Source organism: Corynebacterium sp. LK28, assembly GCF_014335105.1.
In the GTDB taxonomy this organism is placed as follows: domain Bacteria; phylum Actinomycetota; class Actinomycetes; order Mycobacteriales; family Mycobacteriaceae; genus Corynebacterium; species Corynebacterium macclintockiae.
This window is the reverse complement of the sequence record NZ_PDGZ01000014.1, coordinates 17039-36197: the sequence shown is the minus strand read 5'-3', so window position 1 is coordinate 36197 and position 19159 is coordinate 17039. Positions and strand designations below refer to the sequence as shown.

The 19159-nt window shown below is 62.9% G+C and carries 17 protein-coding genes; 1 reads left to right on the top strand and 16 read right to left on the bottom strand.

Annotated elements, in window-relative coordinates:
* Positions 1-17 precede the first annotated feature (17 nt).
* The 12 genes from CRD15_RS08280 to CRD15_RS08225 form a co-directional block, all read right to left on the bottom strand.
* Positions 18-533 (bottom strand): CinA family protein, encoded by a 516-nt coding sequence (locus tag CRD15_RS08280; protein ID WP_187402338.1) that lies wholly within the window; start codon positions 531-533, stop codon positions 18-20.
* Complete coding sequence (gene pgsA / locus CRD15_RS08275) at positions 534-1136, bottom strand: CDP-diacylglycerol--glycerol-3-phosphate 3-phosphatidyltransferase (protein WP_034982053.1); 603 nt, start codon at positions 1134-1136, stop codon at positions 534-536.
* Between the two features lie 24 nt (positions 1137-1160).
* On the bottom strand, positions 1161-2162 hold the full coding sequence (locus CRD15_RS08270; RefSeq protein WP_034982054.1) for a TerC family protein: 1002 nt from the start codon (positions 2160-2162) through the stop codon (positions 1161-1163).
* 238 nt (positions 2163-2400) lie between these two features.
* Positions 2401-5415 carry a DNA translocase FtsK gene (locus CRD15_RS08265; protein WP_034976010.1) on the bottom strand — a complete coding sequence of 1005 codons (3015 nt, stop codon included), beginning with the start codon at positions 5413-5415 and terminating at the stop codon, positions 2401-2403.
* 70 nt (positions 5416-5485) lie between these two features.
* Positions 5486-6121: a TIGR03085 family metal-binding protein gene (locus CRD15_RS08260; RefSeq protein ID WP_034976162.1), complete on the bottom strand. Its 636-nt coding sequence runs from the start codon at positions 6119-6121 to the stop codon at positions 5486-5488.
* 45 nt (positions 6122-6166) lie between these two features.
* The gene (locus CRD15_RS08255) at positions 6167-8287 is read right to left on the bottom strand and encodes a ribonuclease J (RefSeq protein ID WP_187402337.1); all 2121 of its coding nucleotides are present in this window, start codon (positions 8285-8287) and stop codon (positions 6167-6169) included.
* Between the two features lie 7 nt (positions 8288-8294).
* The gene (gene dapA / locus CRD15_RS08250; RefSeq protein ID WP_034970625.1) at positions 8295-9197 is read right to left on the bottom strand and encodes a 4-hydroxy-tetrahydrodipicolinate synthase; all 903 of its coding nucleotides are present in this window, start codon (positions 9195-9197) and stop codon (positions 8295-8297) included.
* Positions 9198-9272: 75 nt separating this feature from the next.
* A complete protein-coding gene (thyX, locus tag CRD15_RS08245) occupies positions 9273-10025 on the bottom strand; it encodes an FAD-dependent thymidylate synthase (protein WP_034972900.1) in 753 nt (250 codons plus the stop codon).
* A gap of 4 nt (positions 10026-10029) precedes the next feature.
* A complete protein-coding gene (gene dapB, locus CRD15_RS08240; protein WP_034972902.1) occupies positions 10030-10803 on the bottom strand; it encodes a 4-hydroxy-tetrahydrodipicolinate reductase in 774 nt (257 codons plus the stop codon).
* Positions 10804-10857: 54 nt separating this feature from the next.
* Entirely contained in the window at positions 10858-13152 is a 2295-nt protein-coding gene (locus CRD15_RS08235) for a polyribonucleotide nucleotidyltransferase (RefSeq protein WP_034972904.1), read from the bottom strand.
* A gap of 233 nt (positions 13153-13385) precedes the next feature.
* Positions 13386-13655: a 30S ribosomal protein S15 gene (gene rpsO / locus CRD15_RS08230; RefSeq protein ID WP_034970619.1), complete on the bottom strand. Its 270-nt coding sequence runs from the start codon at positions 13653-13655 to the stop codon at positions 13386-13388.
* A 132-nt stretch (positions 13656-13787) separates the two neighbouring features.
* Positions 13788-14768, bottom strand: coding sequence for a bifunctional riboflavin kinase/FAD synthetase (locus CRD15_RS08225; protein ID WP_187402336.1), 981 nt, complete (start codon positions 14766-14768; stop codon positions 13788-13790).
* Between the two features lie 30 nt (positions 14769-14798).
* Here CRD15_RS08225 and truB point away from each other — a divergent pair, with 30 nt between their 5' ends.
* Positions 14799-15728 (top strand): tRNA pseudouridine(55) synthase TruB, encoded by a 930-nt coding sequence (gene truB / locus CRD15_RS08220; RefSeq protein ID WP_035008263.1) that lies wholly within the window; start codon positions 14799-14801, stop codon positions 15726-15728.
* On the opposite strand, the gene CRD15_RS08215 is transcribed toward truB, so the two are convergent.
* The 4 genes from CRD15_RS08215 to rbfA all read right to left on the bottom strand — a co-directional run bounded on the left by CRD15_RS08215 (position 15725) and on the right by rbfA (position 19125).
* Entirely contained in the window at positions 15725-16435 is a 711-nt protein-coding gene (locus tag CRD15_RS08215) for a 4'-phosphopantetheinyl transferase superfamily protein (RefSeq protein ID WP_155269868.1), read from the bottom strand. The genes truB and CRD15_RS08215 overlap by 4 nt on opposite strands.
* Before the next feature lie 67 nt (positions 16436-16502).
* A complete protein-coding gene (locus CRD15_RS08210) occupies positions 16503-17312 on the bottom strand; it encodes a metallophosphoesterase (protein ID WP_187402335.1) in 810 nt (269 codons plus the stop codon).
* A 74-nt stretch (positions 17313-17386) separates the two neighbouring features.
* Positions 17387-18700 (bottom strand): MATE family efflux transporter, encoded by a 1314-nt coding sequence (locus tag CRD15_RS08205; protein ID WP_034982064.1) that lies wholly within the window; start codon positions 18698-18700, stop codon positions 17387-17389.
* The gene (gene rbfA / locus CRD15_RS08200; protein ID WP_034970610.1) at positions 18700-19125 is read right to left on the bottom strand and encodes a 30S ribosome-binding factor RbfA; all 426 of its coding nucleotides are present in this window, start codon (positions 19123-19125) and stop codon (positions 18700-18702) included. The genes CRD15_RS08205 and rbfA overlap by 1 nt, the downstream gene beginning before the upstream one ends.
* Positions 19126-19159 lie beyond the last annotated feature (34 nt).

Here is a 19159-nt window from a genome sequence, read left to right as displayed (position 1 = left end):
AATTTGTTCCCGCCAGTCTACGCGCTAGCCAGTTCCAGCGCGCGCTTTACGCTGAACTGGCGAATTTCCGCCCGCAGCTGTGCGGAATCTAACCCGTCGAACTCGCCGCTGTCGCGCCTGCGGGCAAACTCCTCATAAAGGTTTTCCACTCTTATGGCACCCGTGCCGTCACACACCGCAACGAAAACCTCGCCCACCGGATGCCCGTCTTGCGGATCTGGCCCCGCCACGCCCGTCAGTGCTATGCCGACATCGGCGCCGCAGGCCTTTGCCGCCCCAGCTGCCATCTCTGCCGCTGTCTCCGCCGACACCGGCCCGTGCGCGCGCAGAGTCTCCTGACTGACCCCTGCCAGGTTGTGCTTGAGCTCTGTTGCATAGGTAATGACGCCGCCGCGGAGAACCGCCGAAGCCCCAGGCACTTCTGCAATTGTGGCCGCACACAGACCTGCGGTAAGGGATTCCGCCGTCGCCACGGTCAGACCCCGCCGGGTGAACTCCCGTACCAAGCGTTCGGCGGCGGGGTGAGCGGACACTTAGGCGTTTTCCTTGCGGGAATCCACAATGTACTGCACGCCCGTGACGACGGTCTGTACGACGGCCACGCCCATTACGATCATGGCGATGGTCTGCACGACCCCACCGAAAGGCAGTATGTAAAGGAACACCGCCAGGGTCTGCAGCACGGTCTTTAGCTTCCCGCCCTTGGATGCTGGCACCACATTACCTTGGCGCGCCAACACCATGCGCCAGACGGTGATTCCCAGCTCGCGCACAACGACGATGGCAGTGACCCACCACGGTAGCTCGCCGAGGATATTCAGGCTTACGAACGCGGAGATCATCAGCGCCTTGTCCGCGATGGGATCAGCCAACTTTCCGAAGTCGGTGATGACCTCATAGCGACGCGCCAGGTAGCCGTCCAGCTGGTCGGTGAACATCAACAGGCTAAACGCCAGCAGAGCCCACCAGCGGTGCGCACGGTCGGTATCGGACCCAGCCACGTCCCACTCCCCGGAAGTCAGGATCAGCCAGAGGAACACCGGGATCAAGGCGATGCGAATGCACGTGAGTACATTCGGCAGGCTCACGTTGTGGACGAACCTGCCAAACGACGATCGCGGTGTTGAAGTGTTCACGAGTATCTATCCTAGCGCGGAGCTCTATTCGTTTTCGGCCAGATTCTTCTTGCCCACCGTCAAGCTCAGAACTGTCGTGACAACGAGGATGCCAACGATCGTCAGCAGGGAGAATTCCACGGAAACCTCGGGCACAGACAGCCCCTGACCGCTGTTGATAAACGGCAGGTTGTTCTCATGCAGGGCGTGCAGGATCAGCTTCACACCGATAAACGCCAGGATGAGGAACAGCCCGTAAGACAGGTAGACCAGACGATCCAGCAGGCCATCCAGCAGGAAGTAGAGCTGCCGCAGTCCCAACAGTGCCAAGGCGTTGGTCGTAAACACAATGTATGGTTCGCTGGTAATGCCGTAGATGGCAGGGATGGAATCCAAGGCGAAGAGCACGTCGACGAAGCCGATGGCCACCAGGGCGATGAAAAGTGGCGTCAAAACCTTCTTGCCATTTTCCTTAAACCACAAACGGTCCGACTCGTAGTGATCCGAGACATGAATAAACTTGCGCACTGCTTTGATGACCATCATGTCCTGCGGGTCCTGCTCCTCCTGGCCGGAGATCTCGTCCCACAGAAGCTTCGCGGCGGTCCACAGCAGGAACAGGCCGAACAGGTAGAACACATCGGACCAGGCCTCAATGATGGCCGCGCCTAGGGCGATGAACACGCCACGCAGGATTAGCGCCAGCGCGATACCGATCAATAGCGCCTTTTGCTGGTACTTGCGTGGGATCTTAAAGGAGCTCAGGATCAGCGCGAAAACGAATAGATTGTCTACGCTCAAGGCCTTTTCGGTGATATAGCCGGCGAAGAACTCCATGCCGTGCTGGTGCGGGTTCCCCGGCTCACCCCAGGTCAGCCACAGGAAACCACCGAAGAGGCAGGCAAGAGCCACGTAGAACAGCGACCACAGCGCCGACTCCTTCATCGACGGCTCGTGAGGAGTCTTGACGTGGCTGTAAAAATCGAAGACAAAGAATCCGGCGACCACGACGATGGTGATCACCCAGGTTAAGGCGTTAACTTCCATGTAAACCTCCGGTCGTAGAAATGCGTCACTTGTAAGACCGGAGGTCTCCCCTGCCCGTTCCAACGACAGTCACGGGCCGACATGACCGGGAGGTTCGCCGGCTATCCGCACCTGCCGTGTTGACGATCAATGTCGAGGCGCCAAAAAATTTTCTGGCGTTAGGGTACTCCCCTCCAACTGGTGCTCACTCTACACGCCCGGGGCGTGAGCTCGGAGAGGCGGGGGCGGATAGAGGCACCTACACTGCTCCGCTCGGCGGATTGGCCGAGACTACGCGGGTGGTGTCGGAGTCTTCCTCCTTTACCTCCTTGGGCGCGTCCTCCGGGTTGGCGCCCTTGATCATCCACAGCATCGTTTCTAGCTCTTCCGGCTTGACCAGCACCTCACGCGCCTTCGACCCCTCAGACGGGCCAACCACGCCGCGGGTTTCCATGAGGTCCATCAGTCGGCCGGCCTTGGCAAAACCGATGCGCAGCTTGCGCTGCAGCATCGAGGTCGATCCGAACTGGCTAGTCACGACCAGCTCGACTGCCTGCAGCAGATCCTCCAGATCATCGCCGATGTCCGGATCGATGTCCTTCTTCGCCTCGGCAGCCTTGTCCTCGGTCACACCTTCGGTGTAGTCGGGCTCTGCCTGATCCTTCGCCGCCTCGACGACCGCACTGATCTCCTCGTCCGTCACGAAGGCACCCTGGATGCGCTGCGGCTTGCCCGCGCCCTGCGGGATGAACAGGCCGTCGCCCATGCCGATCAGCTTCTCCGCGCCGCCCTGGTCCAGGATCACGCGCGAGTCCGTCGACGAGCTGGTGGCGAAGGCCAGTCGCGAAGGCACGTTCGTCTTGATCAGGCCGGTGACCACGTCCACCGACGGGCGCTGCGTAGCCAGCACCAGGTGGATGCCGGCGGCACGGGCCTTCTGGGTGATGCGCACGATCGAGTCCTCGATCTCACGCGGGGCAGTCATCATCAGGTCGGCCAGCTCGTCGACCACGCAGACGATGTACGGGTACGGGCGGTATTCGCGCTCGGAGCCCAGCGGGGTGGTGATCTCGCCCGACTTCACCTTGCGGTTGAAGTCCTTGATGTGGCGCACGCGGCTGGCCTTCATGTCCATGTACCGCTGTTCCATCTCTTCCACCAGCCAGGTCAGCGCCGCTGCGGCCTTCTTCGGCTGCGTAATAATGGGCGTGATCAGGTGCGGGATGCCCTCGTAGGGGGTCAGCTCCACCATCTTCGGGTCGACCAGGATCAGGCGCACGTCGTCGGGGGTTGCACGGGTCAACAGGGAAACCAGCATCGAGTTGACGAATGCCGACTTACCGGAGCCCGTCGAACCTGCTACTAGCAGGTGCGGCATCTTCTGGATCGAGTGGGCCACGAAGTCGCCTTCGATATCCTTGCCCAGTCCGATAACCATGGGATCGTGGTCGGCCCGCACCTTCGGAGCCTCCAGCACATCGGCCAGACGCACCATCTCGCGGTCCGTGTTGGGCACCTCGATGCCTACGGCGGACTTGCCGGGGATCGGGGTCAGCAGACGCACGTTATCGGTAGCCACCGCGTAGGCCAGGTTGGACTGCAGGTTGGTGATCTTCGATACCTTCACGCCAGGCCCCAGTTCGACCTCGTAGCGGGTCACTGTCGGTCCGCGGCTAAAGCCCGTCACCTGTGCGTCGACGTTAAATTCCGCGAACACATCCGTGATCGCTTCGATCATCCGGTCGTTCGTCTCGCTACGGGTCTTCGGTGTGTCGCCCTTGATTAGCAATTCAGTTGACGGCAACGCGTAATCGCTGTCGCTGCCACTGTCGTTGTTGCTGTTTTTGTTCTGGACGCCCCGTCCCGCAGGCTCAGCCTCTTCCAATTCCGACTTGGGGGTCGAAGCTGGAATCTTGGCGGCATCAATTCCGGAGCGAGCGACGATGGCATTGCGTACCGAATCGCGCGAGTCGGCCACGGGATCCCGGCGGGCGGGCTTGGCCGGTGCGTCGAGATCCAACTCTGCATCCAGGTCGTCGTCTTCCAACAGATCCGCAACGTCATCGACCTGGGGCTCGGGCTTGGCTACAGGCTTAGGCGCCGGCTTTGCCTTCGGTCGGCGGCGCGGCTGGCGCTTCGGCTGCTCCAGGTCGTCCAGCACCAGAGTTTCGTTCTGGTCCGCGTCAGCGTCGGCCTCCACCGGGTAGTTATCCATCGGCGTGCGGTAGTTCGCGCGAGCCGCGCGGGTGATCTCGCGGTCTACGTGGCCATACCGGTCGTCGTCGATGTCCTCAGCATCGTCGTCATAGTCGTCATAAGCGGCGCCACCACGGCCACCTCCCACGCCGAGGAAGTCCACGGCGAGGTTGTAGATCTGCTTGACCGTCAGCCCCGTCAGCTGCAGGGCTCCATAGACGATCGCCAGCAGCAGGAGTGGTACAGCCAGGTAGGAGCTAAAGCCCACGGCCATCGGCGTGCCGATCGCCTGGCCGACGAGTCCGCCAGCGCTAGATTTACCGCCACTGGTCGTCGGCTGTCCGGCAAATATGTGGATCAACCCCAGCATGGAAAGCACGATCAACGCAGAGCCGAGCCACAGGCGGAGCGTGGAGCGCTGGGTGCGCTCGATGCCCACCATCAGCACCCAGGCGGCAAACGCCATAGCAACCGGTACCACGTAGCCGCCGGCGCCGATGATCCAGGTGAGAATGCCGGCGATCGCGTTGCCCACTGCTCCGCCCACGCCGAACCACAACGTTCCGGCCAGAATCAGGGCAACGGCGAACACGCCGATCGCTGCGCCATCGTAGGATCCACCGATGCGCGTTGGATAGCCCTCGGTGTCCCGGGAATCATCGGCGTTGAAGTCGGCGTCAAAACCATCGTCTTCGGTATCCGGGGTCCAGTTGTCGCTTGCTCGAGAACCGCGACGCTTGTCAACCTTCTTAACTTGACTTGTGCGCGATCCTCGCTGGTTACCCCGTTTGGAGATCACCTGCGTCTCCGCCTCCTCTACAACGTCTAGATCTTCATCGTCAAAAGTGTCAAAGTCGCTACCTCGGCCATGGGAGGCTAGGCGGCGGGTAAGGCCACCAATCCCCCGTGCGGCACCGCTGAACGCAGATCCTAGAGAGTGACCGACCACTCCGAAGGCACTGCCGGTCCTTTCGAAGCCCTCGTCCCCGGAATAGCCGGAGTAGCCAGAGCTAGAGCGGCCGACGTGGGCGTCCCGGTTGCGGGGCGCCGAGCTGCGTGAACGACTTGTGACAGACATGGTCACCACTCTAGTCGCAGCAACCACAGTAGTCACACGAGCAACACGCGCTTTGTTCTAAAAAGATGAGTTAAAAAACGTGGCGACCTATGCGGTCTACTGTAGCTGGATCCTCCGGGGTCAAGGTGACTTCGGCAACGCTATCGCGACCGTACAACCACAACAAGAGCTCCCCGGAGCCACCCTTCACCCGCACCTCGTCGGAGGAAGAATCAGCTCCGGCGCGGGCGACGGTCGGCGTGGCGGCATCCGTGCGCTCCAGGACTACGTGGATAGTCGAGGAACGCAGGAAGAACTTAGCCATCATCTTCACCGCATTCCACAGGTCATCCCGGGCAGACTGCGGTAAGTCGCGCGGCGTGCCCTCCCCTCCCCCGCGGCGCACGTCCTCGTGGTGGATGAAGTTCTCGGCGAGGTTGGCATACTTGTCTGCCAGGCGCATCGGGTTCCACGCAGGCGGACCGCTGCGGTACATCTCGACCAGCTCACCAAATGGCTTGGATTCATAGTCGTGGCTGACGGAATCCAGTCGGTTTGCGAGCCCCTTGAAGAAAAGCCCCGCTGCAGCGTCGGGGCGATACTCGCGGATAACGAGGTGAACGGCGAGGTCGCGAGTGGACCAGCCCTCGCAGAGCGTAGGTGCATCGGGTCCGGACTGCTGCAGCAGGTTAGCGAGCGCTTCGCGTTCGGACTGGGAGGTGCTCATGGTGCGATTGTCCATGGCACCCCAGCGTAGCGAAAAAGCGGCTCGCTAGATGGACTCGCGGGAGTCCTCTTCGTCGAGTTCCTCGACGATCTCGGAGCTCATCGGAACCACGGTCGGCACGATCATCGGCTTACGGTTCCACTTGTCGGAGATCAGCTTGCCCACCTTGCGGCGGATAACCTGCGCCATGCGGTACGGGTCATTCTCGCCCTCGCCGGCCAGGTCGATCATCACGTTGTCGACCTTCTCCTGGATTTCCTTTAGCATGTCGCGGGCATCGTCGGAGAAGCCCTTGGCCTGCACGCTCGGTGCCTCCAGTGGGCGACCAGTGCGGTTGTCGATCACGGTGGTGATGGAGATCAAACCACCTTCCGACATCGCGGTGCGGTCCTCCAGAACGCCACTGTCGATGTCACCCATGCGGGTGCCGTCGACGTAGAGGTTGCCGACGGTGATCTGGCCAACGACCTTCGCGTGACCCTTGTGTAGATCCACGACCACGCCGTTCTGCGCCAGCGGAATGTTGTTCGGGTTCACACCCGTGCTGATCGCCAGCTCCTTGTTGGCGCGCAGGTGGCGCCACTCGCCATGCACGGGCATGGCGTTGCGCGGGCGGACAGCGTTGTACAGGAACAAAAGCTCACCGGAGTAACCGTGGCCGGAAGTGTGCACCTTCGCATCGCGGCCGGTGATAACCGTCGCGCCGATCTGGGACAGCATGTTGATCACGCCGAACACAGCTTCCTCGTTACCTGGAACCAAGGAGGAAGACAGGATGATCAGGTCGCCATCACGGACGGTGATCTGGCGGTGCTCGCGGCGCGCCATGCGGGACAGAGCCGCCATCGGCTCGCCCTGGGTACCGGTGGTAATCAGAACGACCTTGTGCGGAGCCATCTTCGAGGCCTCGTCCATGGAGACGATGGTACCGCGTGGCACGTTCAGGTAGCCCATGCGCTCTGCGATCTCCATGTTGCGGATCATGGAGCGTCCGTTGAAGGCCACCTTGCGGTTGGCAGCCACCGCAGCGTCCACAGCGGACTGCACGCGGGAGACGTTCGAGGCAAAGGAGGCGATGATCACGCGCTGCTTTGCGTCGCGCACCAGGCGCTTCAGCGTCGGGGCGATGTCAGCCTCCGAGCCTGATATACCCGGGGTGGTCGCGTTGGTGGAATCACACAGGAACAGATCCACGCCCTCGTCGCCAAAGCGGGACAGCGCCGGCAGATCGGTCGGGCGACCGTCCAGCGGGGTCTGGTCCATCTTGATGTCGCCGGTGTGAACCAGCAGACCAGCGCCGGTCTTTAGGGCAATACCCAGGCAGTCCGGGATGGAATGGTTCACGGCGAAGAAGCGCAGGTCGAATGGGCCGCGGCTCTCGTGGGAGTTCTCATCCACCTCGATCAGCTTCGGACGCTGGCGGTGCTCCTGCGTCTTAGCCGCGATCAGGGCGCAGGTGAAGCGGGAGGCGATGATCGGAATGTCCGCGCGCTGCTTTAGTAGCCACGGGATTGCGCCGATGTGGTCCTCGTGGCCGTGGGTGATAACCAGAGCCTCGACGCGGTCCCACTTGTCCTCCAGGTAGCTGAAGTCCGGCAGGATCAGGTCCACGCCCGGCTCACCGGAGCTCGGGAAGAGCACACCACAGTCGATAATCAGCAGGCGACCGTCGTACTCGAAGACGGTCATGTTGCGGCCGATCTCGGAAATGCCACCCAGAGCGACGATGCGCAGGCTGCCCTTAGGCTGCTTTGGTGGCTTCGGCAGACGCTGTGTCAGGTCCGCACCCTGCATTGCCTTCAGCGCACCCTTGCGACGGTCGCCACCGCGGTTGTTGCGCCCCCGGCCGTTGTTGTTGCCGTTGTTGTTGCCGTTGTTGCCGTTGCCACCGCGACCCCGGCCACGGGAACGGCGGTTACGGTTGCGGTTGCCGCCACCGTTGTTCTTAGCGTTGTTGTTGCCGCCGTCGTTCTTGCCGTTGCCGTTGTCGTTGCCAGCATCGGCGCTGTTGTTAGCGCCGTCGTTATGAGCGACGCCACCGTCGTTGAAAACCGTCGCAGCCTCAGTGTTAGAGACAGCGGTGTTGTCCGATTGTGCTTCCGCTTCAGCGCTCGGCGGAGCTGCCTTCCGAGTTACCTTACGGCCTCGGGAACGTTGTTCAGTCATATTTTCCCTATACCCCTGCTGCCTGCAGGTCTTGAGCCAGCTGATCCATCTCAGCGGCTGTCGGTTCGATAATGGGAAGACGGGGCGCACCCGCGTCCTTCCCCTTAAGCTTCAAAGCTGCCTTTGCGAAAGTCACGCCTCCGAGCCGTGCCTGTGCCTTCTGCAGAGGTTGCAGTCGCACAGCGATGCTGCGAGCCGTGGCAAGATCCCCGGCGTCAAAAGCATCCCTCAGTTCCTTCAGCTGTCGGGCCGCTACGTGACCGATCACGGAAATAAAGCCCGTGGCACCAGCGGCCAACCACGGCAGGTTCAGCGGGTCATCGCCCGAGTACCATGCCAGGTCGGTGTTCTCGATCAGCTCCATGGCTGCGGCCAGGTCACCCTTGGCATCCTTCACGGCTGCGATCTGTGGATGCGCAGCCAGTCGGTGCAGGGTCTCCGGCTCTACCGGAACGACGGAACGGGAAGGGATGTCGTAGACGCAGACGGGAATATCCACGGCGTCCGCAACGGTCGTGAAGTGCTGATAGAGCCCCTCCTGGCTGGGACGGGAGTAGTAAGGAGTCACAACCAGCAGAGAATCAGCACCAGCGTCCTGCGAAGCGCGGGACAGTTCGACAGTGGCAGCGGTATCATTCGATCCGCTTCCGGCGATGAGCTTTACGCGATCACCGAGCTCGGATCGTACTGCTCTGAGCAGGTCAAGCTTCTCGGTCGCACCCGTAGTGGGAGACTCTCCGGTGGTTCCGGCCAAGACCAAAGAATCGCAGCCCTCTTCCACGAGGTGGCCGGCTAGAGCCACACCCGCATCCAAGTCGATGGAACCGTCCTTTTTAAAGGGGGTCACCATCGCAAGAGAGATAGTTCCGAAATGCGCGGATCCCCTTGTTGCTGCGTTACCTGTACTCATGACTTCCCAGACTACCTTCCTTCCCGAGAAACGCACGTATTTGGGTGCAATGTCCGATGCGTTGCGGTTTTAGTTTTAGGATTCACCCACATAGGGACTCGTCGCCATCTCCCCGCCATCGTGCAACTGCGTGATCGAAAAGTCCTCGAAGACGTTCGGCGCTACGGCCTGTAGCTTGCGCAGACAGGCCACTGCGATCCGGCGGATCTCCGGATCTGCATGCTCCGCTGCCCGCATGGCGATGAAGTGCCGCCAGCTGCGGAAGTTACCGCTCATGACGAAGCGGGTTTCGATGCAGTTCGGCAGGACTGCACGGGCGGCCTGGCGGGCCTGCTTGGTGCGCAGCACTGCATTAGGCTCTTCCGCGAAGTCCTCGCCCAAGCCGTCCAGGATCTCCCGGTAGGCGTCATAGGCAACGTCCGCAGCCTGGAGGAACAGTTTCTTCAGATCCTCGTTGTCCTCAATCGCTTCCGGAACCACGACCCGTGCTTCATCGGAAGGGACATAGCGCTGCGACAATTGGCTGAAGCTGAAGTGCCGGTGCCGCATGATCTCGTGGGAGCAGGAACGCGAAACGCCTCGCAGATACATGGAGGCGCTGGCGTGCTCCAGCAGCGTCGTGTGGCCGACATCCATGATGTGGCGCACATAGGCCGCGTTGGTCGCGGTGTGCGGATTGGGCTTGTCCCAGGTCTCGTAGCAGGCGCGACCTGCGAACTCGACCAGGGCGGCGCCGCCCGTGGCATCTGTCTGCCACTCCAGATCCTCCACCGATTGGAAGTCGGTGTGGCCGACCAGGTCGATCTGTAGGGGTGCAACGGTAGCCATGTGCTTAGGCCTTAGCACCGCCGTCCGTGCTGCCATCAAGGCCCAGGAACTTCTCCAGCCCAATGGTCAGGCCCGGGTTAGCGCCGATCTTTTCCACGCCGATCATGATGCCCGGCACAAAGGACTCTCGGTCGTAGGAATCCTGCTTCAGGGTCAGGGTCTGCCCCTTGGTGCCGAAGATGACCTGCTCGTGGGCAACCATTCCGGTCATGCGCACGGCATGCACCGGCACGCCCTGCACGTCAGCGCCGCGAGCCCCATCGAGGGACTGCGTGGTGGCGTCCGGCTGCTCGGCAAGACCGGCGGCCTTGCGAGCGCGCGCAATGCCCTCCGCGGTGTGCACCGCAGTTCCCGACGGTGCATCGACCTTGTTCGGGTGGTGCAGCTCCACTACCTCGGCGGACTCGAAGAAGGGCGCGGCGATCTCCGCGAACTTCATGGTCAGCACGGCGGAGATTGCGAAGTTTGGGGCGACCAGCACGCCGACCTCCGGGGAGGGCTGCAGCCAACCGCGGACGGTCTCGAAGCGTTCCTCAGTCCAGCCCGTGGTGCCCACGACCGCGTGGATGCCGTTCTTGATGCAGAATTCCAGGTTGCCCATGACGGCATCCGGCACGGTGAAGTCCACCACGACCTCTGCCTGGTTATCCACCAGCGCCTGCAAATCATCGCCGTGGTCGATGGCGGCGACCAGCTCGTGGTTCGAGTCTGCCTCAACGGCGGCAACCACTGCGCTGCCTACTCGGCCGCGAGCGCCCAAAACACCAATGCGAGTCATAAAGAAATCACTCTTTCCAGCTAGTTTGTGGCTAGTTTCTCGGCTAGTTCTGAACTAGTCCTCGTCCACCAGTACCAGGGAGATCTTGCCGCGGTTGTCGATGTCCGCGATCTCCACCTCGAGCTTGTCACCGACGGAGACCTCGTCCTCCACGCGCTCGATGCGGCGATCCCCACCCAGGTTGGAGATGTGGATCAGGCCATCCTTGCCCGGCAGCAGGGAAACGAAGGCACCAAAAGCGGTGGTCTTTACGACGGTTCCCAGGAAGCGGTCGCCCACCTTCGGCTGCTGCGGGTTCGCGATAGCGTTGATCTTCTCCTCCGCCTCGCGGGCAGCCTCTCCCCCGATCGCGGAGATGAATACCGTGCCATCATCCTCGATGGTGATGTTCGCACCGGTCTCCTCGGTGATCTGGTTGATGGTCTTGCCCTTTGGGCCGATGACCTCACCGATCTTGTTCTGCGGGATGTTGATGCTGGTGATGTGCGGAGCCAGATCGCTCATATCATCCGGAGAGTCAATGGCCTCCCCCATCAGCTGCAGGATCTCCAGGCGTGCGGTACGGGCCTGCTGCAAAGCCTCGGCCAGCACGTCAGACGGAATGCCGTCCAGCTTGGTATCCAGCTGCAATGCGGTGACGAAGTCGGCGGTGCCGGCCACCTTGAAGTCCATGTCGCCGAAGGCATCCTCCGCGCCCAGAATGTCCGTCAGGGTGACGTACTTGTCCTTGCCGGACTTGCCGACCTTGCCGGTAACCAGACCCATGGCGATACCCGCCACCGGCGCCTTCAGCGGCACGCCAGCGTTGTACAGGCTCAAGGTCGAGGCGCACACGGAGCCCATGGAGGTCGAGCCGTTGGAGCCCAGAGCCTCAGAGACCTGACGGATCGTGTACGGGAAGTCGTCACGGCTGGGAATGACGGGCGTCAATGCGCGCTCCGCGAGCGCACCGTGGCCGATCTCGCGGCGCTTCGGGGAGCCCACGCGGCCGGTCTCACCCGTGGAGTACGGCGGGAAGTTGTAGTGGTGGATGTAGCGCTTCGTGGTCTCCGGCCCCAGCGAATCGATCTGCTGCTCCATCTTCAGCATGTCCAGCGTGGTGACGCCCAGAATCTGGGTTTCGCCACGCTCGAACAGAGCAGAGCCGTGGGCGCGCGGGATCAGCTGCACGACAATGCCCAGGTCGCGGATGGTGGTGCTGTCGCGGCCGTCGATGCGGAAACCATCCTCCAGGATGCGGCGACGCACCACCGTCTTGGTGATCTCGTTGTGCGCCGCGCGGATCTCGGCCTCTCGCTCCGGGAACTCCGGCAGCAGCTGGTCGACGTTGGCCTGCATGTTCGCCGCCAGCGCCTCATCGCGCTCCTGCTTGTCGGCGATAGCCATGATGTCCTCCAGCGCGTCGAGCGCCTCCGCCTCTACCGAGGCGAAAACGTCCTCGCCATAGGGCGGGAACAGCTCGAATTCACGCGTTTCGGCGTCCACAGCCTTCGCCAGAGCGTCCTGCGCCTCACACAGAGTGGCGATGAACGGCTTGGCGGCCTCGATACCCTGCGCCACAACCTCCTCGGTCGGGGCGGGCGCGCCCTGGGCGATGCGCTCCACAACAGAATCGGTAGCGCCGGCCTCCACCATCATGACGGCAACGTTCGGCGCCCCGTTGTTGGAGCCCTTGCCGCGGCCACGTCCGCGACCCCGGGCGGGCTTCACCGGCTCAGTCACGCGACCGGCTACGACCAGTTCGAAGATGGCCTTCTCTTCCTGTTCGCGCGTCGGGAAAGCGACCCACTGCCCCTCCGGGTGCTTGTCATCGACTACCAGCGCCATGCGCACGCCACCGACTGGACCGGACACCGGCAGGCCGGACAGCTGCGTAGAGGCGGAGGCGCCGTTGATAGCCAGCGCGTCGTAGCGATCATTCGGATCCATCGACAGAACCGTGACAATGACCTGCACCTCGTTGCGCAGGCCACGGACGAAGGTCGGGCGCAGCGGGCGGTCGATCAGGCGGGCGGCCAGGATCGCATCGGTGCCCGGGCGACCCTCGCGGCGGAAAAAGCTACCCGGGATGCGGCCGACGGAGTACATGCGCTCCTCCACGTCGACCGTCAGCGGGAAGAAGTCAATGCCCTCACGGGGCTGGCGGGAGGCGGCGGTGGTGGACAGCAGCATCGTGTCCTCGTCCAGGTAGGCCGTCACTGCGCCGTCGGCCTGGCGGGCCAGCAACCCGGTCTCGAAGCGGATGGTGCGGGTACCAAAGTCGCCGTTGTCGATGGTGGCCTCTGCCTCCCACACCCCTGCATCCGGGTCGACGAGCTCTGCCTGAATGTTCTGCTTCTTCGTACTCATGATGAAGTTTCGCAATCGCCTTTCTGCGTTACCTTGCGTAGCACGCCACGGCACTCACTGTTGTTCGTCTGGTCTTCGGTGCCGACGCCGCCGTGGTGGCCTGTTGAATATTCAATTAGCTTTTTAGGTTTTAACCGGCACCAACACTAGCACGAAAAGCACAAACGCCCGCCACCTCGTCGCAGTAGCGACGTCAAAAGGTGGCGGGCGGAAGTTTCCCGAGGGGATAGCGCTTAGCGGCGCAGCCCCAGGCGCTCGATCAAGGAGCGGTAGCGGTCAACGTTGTTCTCTGCCAGGTACTTCAGCAGGCCCTTGCGGCGACCAACCAGCAGCAGCAGGCCACGGCGGGAGTGGTGGTCGTGCTTGTGGTACTTCAGGTGCTCGGTCAGCTGACGGATGCGAACGGTCAGCAGGGCGATCTGAGCCTCCGGGGAGCCGGTGTCGGTCTCGTGCAGGCCGAACTCCTTCAGAGTTTCGGTCTTCTTTTCCTTGGACAGTGCCATGGATTTTTCTCCTTGATAGTTATTTCAGTCTGCGCGAAAGGTTTTAACCAGCGACTACCGCAGACCACAGTCGCTCGACCTGGGGAGTTTAGCACGCACTCCCCGTAGATCCCAAAACTGGAATCCCAAACGCTATCCCAGCGCCTTGCGGGTTTCGGTGACGTCCCTACTGATGGCCTCGATCAGCTCGTCCAGGGAGCTATAGGTCTCCATCCCTCGCAGACGGTGGATGAACTCCACGGCGATATCCAGCCCGTACAGGTCGGCATCGTGGTCCAAGATGAAGCTCTCCACACTGCGCGGCTCGTGGCCGAAGGTGGGGTTGGTGCCCACGGAGATTGCCGCGGGCAGTCGCTCGCCCACCGGCATTGTTCCCACCTGTGCCCCCGCAGCAATTCCGTGCCCCGGCAGCACCGTCACATAGCCCGCGTACACGCCATCCGCGGGCAGCGCGTACTTCTCCGCAAAGTACAGGTTTGCCGTGGGGAATCCCAGCGCGCGACCGCCGCGCCCCGCGCCGTGCGTGACTTCCCCGGATACGCAGAAGCTGCGACCCAGGGCCGCGTTCGCCCCGTCCACATCGCCTGCGGCCAACGCCTGGCGGATCCAGGTCGAGCACACCACATGGTCGCCATCTTCCAGCAGCCCCAGTACGTCGACGCGCATGCCGCGGGCCTCACCCAGCTCCTGCAACGTCTGGGAAGTACCGGCGGCCTTGTGGCCGAAGGTGAAGTTATCCCCCACCACTACTGCCTTGGCATTCAGCAGCTTCACCAGCACAGTGTCCACGTACTCTTCGGGCGACCAGCTAGCGATCTCTTTGGTGAAGGACACGACGACCACGTGGTCGATGCCGTACTCATGCGCCAGCTCCGCGCGCCGCCGCACGGTAGACAGCAGTGGCGGCACGGCATCCGGGCGGAATACCACCGTCGGGTGCGGGTCGAAGGTGAACATCACGCTGGGCACTCCCCGCTCGCGCGCGAGCTCGACCGCTCGCTTCAGCAGTTCTTGATGTCCGCGGTGCACGCCGTCGAACACGCCGATGGTTACGACGGTTCCGCCGGCGGCCAGGTGTTCGGGAATTCTGTCCAGTCCGTACCAGATACTCACACGTTGCATGCTAGCCGATAGTGTGTGGGTATGAATCAACGCACTGGCACTTCAATCCTGGATCGTTCCGGGGTGGTTCTGGTGGATAAGCCCTCCGGCCCCACTTCCCACGACATGGTCGGCAAGCTTCGCCGGATCATGGGCACGCGCCGGGTGGGCCATTCGGGCACCTTAGATCCCATGGCTACGGGGCTGCTCGTTGTGGGCGTCGAAAGAGGCACAAAATTTTTGGCCCACGTCGTCGCGCACGATAAACGTTACGAGGCAACTGTGCGCCTGGGCGCCGCGACCCACACCGATGACGCGGAGGGTGAGGTGCTGTCCACCGCCGCGCCCGCAGACCTCGAAGCGCTGACCGAAGAGCGCATCCACGCAGCCTTTGATGCCCAGCGCGGCGACATCATGCAGCGCCCCACGTCCGTGTCCTCCATCAAGATCGATGGCAAGCGCGCCCACGAACTCGTCCGCGAAGGCCAGGAGGTCGTGCTACCGGAGCGGCCCGTCACCATCTTCTCGCTGGAGGTGCTCGATGTTGTTTTTGGTGTGGACGCCACCTCTTGCATCGACGTTCGTATCTCAGTGCACTGTTCTAGTGGGACCTATATCCGGGCGATTGCCCGGGACGTCGGCGAAGCCCTGGGCGTGGGCGGCCACCTGACGCAGCTCCGGCGCACGTCGGTGGGCCCTTTCGACGTCTCCGAGGCACGCACGCTGGAACAGCTCGAGAAGGCTCCGCAGCTGTCCCTCAACCTGGACGAAGCGATGGTGCGCTGTTTCGACGTGCGCGAGGTCAGCGAGTCGGAGGGGGTCGACCTGTCCCTGGGCAAATGGCTACAGCCCGTCGGCCGCAAGGGCGTGCACGCGGCGGTGACCCCGTCGGGTCGGGCGATCGCTCTGGTCGAAGAAAAGGGCAAGCGGGCCGCCAGCGTCTTCGTCGCGCGCCCCGCGGGAATGGACTAGTTGGCCGGAACGGCCGTGACGGTGATGACGTATCCGTTGCGGATGGTCCACCGCCCCTGAATGAAAGGCACCGGAACCGGACGCGCCAGCAGGTAGGAGGTAAAAGTGCCGTCGGCGCGGAGGTCGATGTCCGCCTGGTCGAAGTCCAGGAAGCGGTGGGTCAGCGGGAACCAGGCCTTGTAGGTGGCCTCCTTGGCGCTGAACAAGACGGTATCCAGCAGCTGCAGGTCCTCGGAGCGCATGGTGTTGCGGATCCGGCGCTGCTCTCCGGGACGCGCGATGGTGGAGAACACTCCTTCTGGCAACGGGCGGGCAACCTCCGCGTCTATGCCCACCGACTGCCAGCGGTGAGTCGGCGCCAGCAGGGCGGCCCGGAAGCCCTCCGTGTGCGTCAGGGATCCCGCGATGCCGTCTGGGAACAGAGGCATTCCGCGCGGGCCGCGCAGAATCGGAGGCTGGACGTCCATGAAGCTTTTCAGCGCCTGGTGCGCACACCAGCGGGAATCGCCGAAGTCGGCCTTGCGCCGATCCACGGCGGTGCCGACCAGCGCCTGCTCCTCCACAGGCAGAGACTGGAAGTACTGCAAGTCCGGCTGCTTGGTCGGCGCGCTATGCAACTCTGCGCAGGCCGCACCGTGAGGCAGTAATCCGCGCGGGATCGTCGACTGAGCCGCGCCGAAGCTTTCCACTACTGCCGCGTCCTGCATGGCGGTTGTTGTTGCTGTGGTTGTTGCTGGGTACATCATGCTGTCACCTCCTCTGCGTGTTTTGTCTCTACTCGGTAACAACTGGGTAGGGCCACAAATATTTTTCTAACCGGGGCGGAAGGCTCACCTTCCTCTCCCTTGGGTAACCGAGGGAGACCTCCGTATGCGTTACATTGCCGAGCGAGAATTCTACCGGAATATGCAAATGCCCATAAACCACTGCGTCTGCGCGGTAGCGCTGCGGCCACTGCTGAGTGTGCCGCGTGCCCGACCACAGGCCGATCTCCTGGTGCCGAACGTTCTGCATGGCCTCACGCACCAGCGGCCAGTGGTTGACCAGGATCGTCGGCCCGCGCACCGCCGATAGGCGGCGCACCGAGTAGCGCAGGCGATCGCGGCACCACATTGCTATGTCCTCATACGGGGCAATCGCCAGGTCATCCATCAGTACGATGCCTTTGTCGCGAGCGGCAGCCAGCGCGGCGGTGGGCGTCATTAAAGAATCACGCCACGAGTGGTCGTACAGGGTAAACAGCGGCACAATCGTGCGCCCCGCGAACGTCGGGTAGGGATCCTCCGGGGTGAGCACCCCGAGGCGCTGCGCGGCGGCGATGACGGCATCGTACTTCGCGCGACCGTGGACGGTATCGCTGGTACGGCTGAAGAGCTCATGGTTGCCGGGTGTGTAAATGACCTGTGCGAACCTACTTTGCAGCAGCCCAAGGGTGCGTTCGATAGAGTCCAGATCCTCGGCGATGTCCCCGGCGACGATCAGCCAGTCCCCCGCATTGGTAGGGCGGACGTGTTCGCGCACCAGATCCAGGTTGCCGGGGGCGCGCACATGCAAATCGCTGACGGCCCATAGCGTGCGAGGCATGCCGCACTCCCCCTTTCACCAGATCAAGTCACAATTGTTAACAAGCTTAACACTAGTCAACAATAGTTACTGACCTAGTTCATCCATTCATCCCCGGCGAAGCGCTGACAGACAAAGGCCAAACGGATCAAAATGAAGGCAAACAGGCCCCACCACACGCCGACCAAACCCCAGCCGAAGATCCAGGACAACCAGACCAAAGGTATGAACCCCGCCAACACGGAAGCGATCGTCGCGGTGCGCAAGAACGCGGCATCCGCGGCCCCGAGCAGCACCCCATCCAGGGCAAAGACCACGCCCCCGGCCAGCACCAGCAACACCAGCAGCCACCACGGGCCGCCGATCGTCGCCAGAACGTCGGCATCGGACGTGAAGATCCGCGGGATCGCGTGCGCACCCGCCGCCAGCGCACCGGCCAGCAACAGGCTGGCGCCGACCGAAAAGCGCAGCACGGACACGCCGACCTTGCGGGCCGTCGCATAGGACCCCGCGCCCAGCGCCGCACCCACCAACGCCTGAGCAGCGATGGCGACGGAATCCAGCACCAACGTCAGGAAGTTCCACAGCTGCAGCAGCACCTGATGGGCACCCAGCGGAGCCGGCCCCATGCGCCCGGCCACCGCCGCGGCGGAGATAAAGGCGACCTGAAAGCTGAGGCTGCGCAGGATCAGATCCCGCCCCATGACCAGCTGTGACTTAATCACGGTCCAGTTCGGCGCCAGGGACTTCCCGTCCCCCTCCGCCCGCCAGTACACAACCAGCGCCCCAAGGAAACACACGGCGGTGATGGACTCCCCCAACACATTCGCATACGCCGAACCGACAAGCCCGAAGTGTTTCACCGACAACGGCACGATCACCGCCATCGGAATCACCCCGGCAAGCGTGAACCACAGCGGCAGCTTTGTGTTCGACATGCCGCGCAACCAACCGTTCCCCGCCATGGTGCACAGCGCCGGGATGATCGACGCGCAGGTCACCCGCATCCACGTCGTCGCCTCGGAGACCACGGTGGCGTCACTAGAAAAGAACCCCATGATCGACGGCGCGAAGGCGAAAACAACCCCGGCCAGCAGCATTCCCACGGCCACGGCGACCCAGGTGGCCTGCACGCCCTCGTAGATCGCGGCGGAGCGGCGCCCGGCCCCATAGTGGCGGGCCGCACGGGCGGTCGTGCCATAGGAAAGGAACGTCAGCTGCGTAGTGACGGTGCTCAACACCGTCGCGCCGGCAGCCAGCGCCGCCAGATCTGTCGCGCCCAACCGTCCCACGACGGCCGTATCCAGCAGCAAATACAGCGGTGTGGCCGCCAGTACAACGAGAGCCGGCCAGGCCAGCCCCACAATTGTGCGGGCATCGGCCTGGCCGGTGTCAGAGTGCTTAGTCACTATGCCTTGTACGGGTCCTCGTCGCCTGCCGGACGTGCGCCGGCGGACTGCTCCTTCAGAGCCGCATCCTGGGCTTTCGCCCGGGCAAGCAGCTCCTCGAAGTGCGCGGAGGCCTCCGGCACCGTGTCTAGGCTAAAGCTCAGCGTCGGGGTGAAGCGCACGCTCAGCTGGTCGCCGACGATCTTGCGCAGCTGCCCCTTCGCCTTGGCCAGGGCGGCCTCAGCTGCGTCGGTGTCCGGCTCCGAGTCCACGGTCTTGCCGCGGACTGTGTAGAACACCGTTGCATCGTGCAGGTCGCCCGTCAGCCGCGTGTCCGTGATGGTCACGAACTCCAGGCGCGGATCTTTGATCTGCCGCTCGATGGCGGTAGCGACAATCTGCTGAATGCGCTTTGCCATGCGGGCAGCACGTGCGTGATCAACCATGAGCCTCTCCTATTTTTCTCTTGACGCCACCACG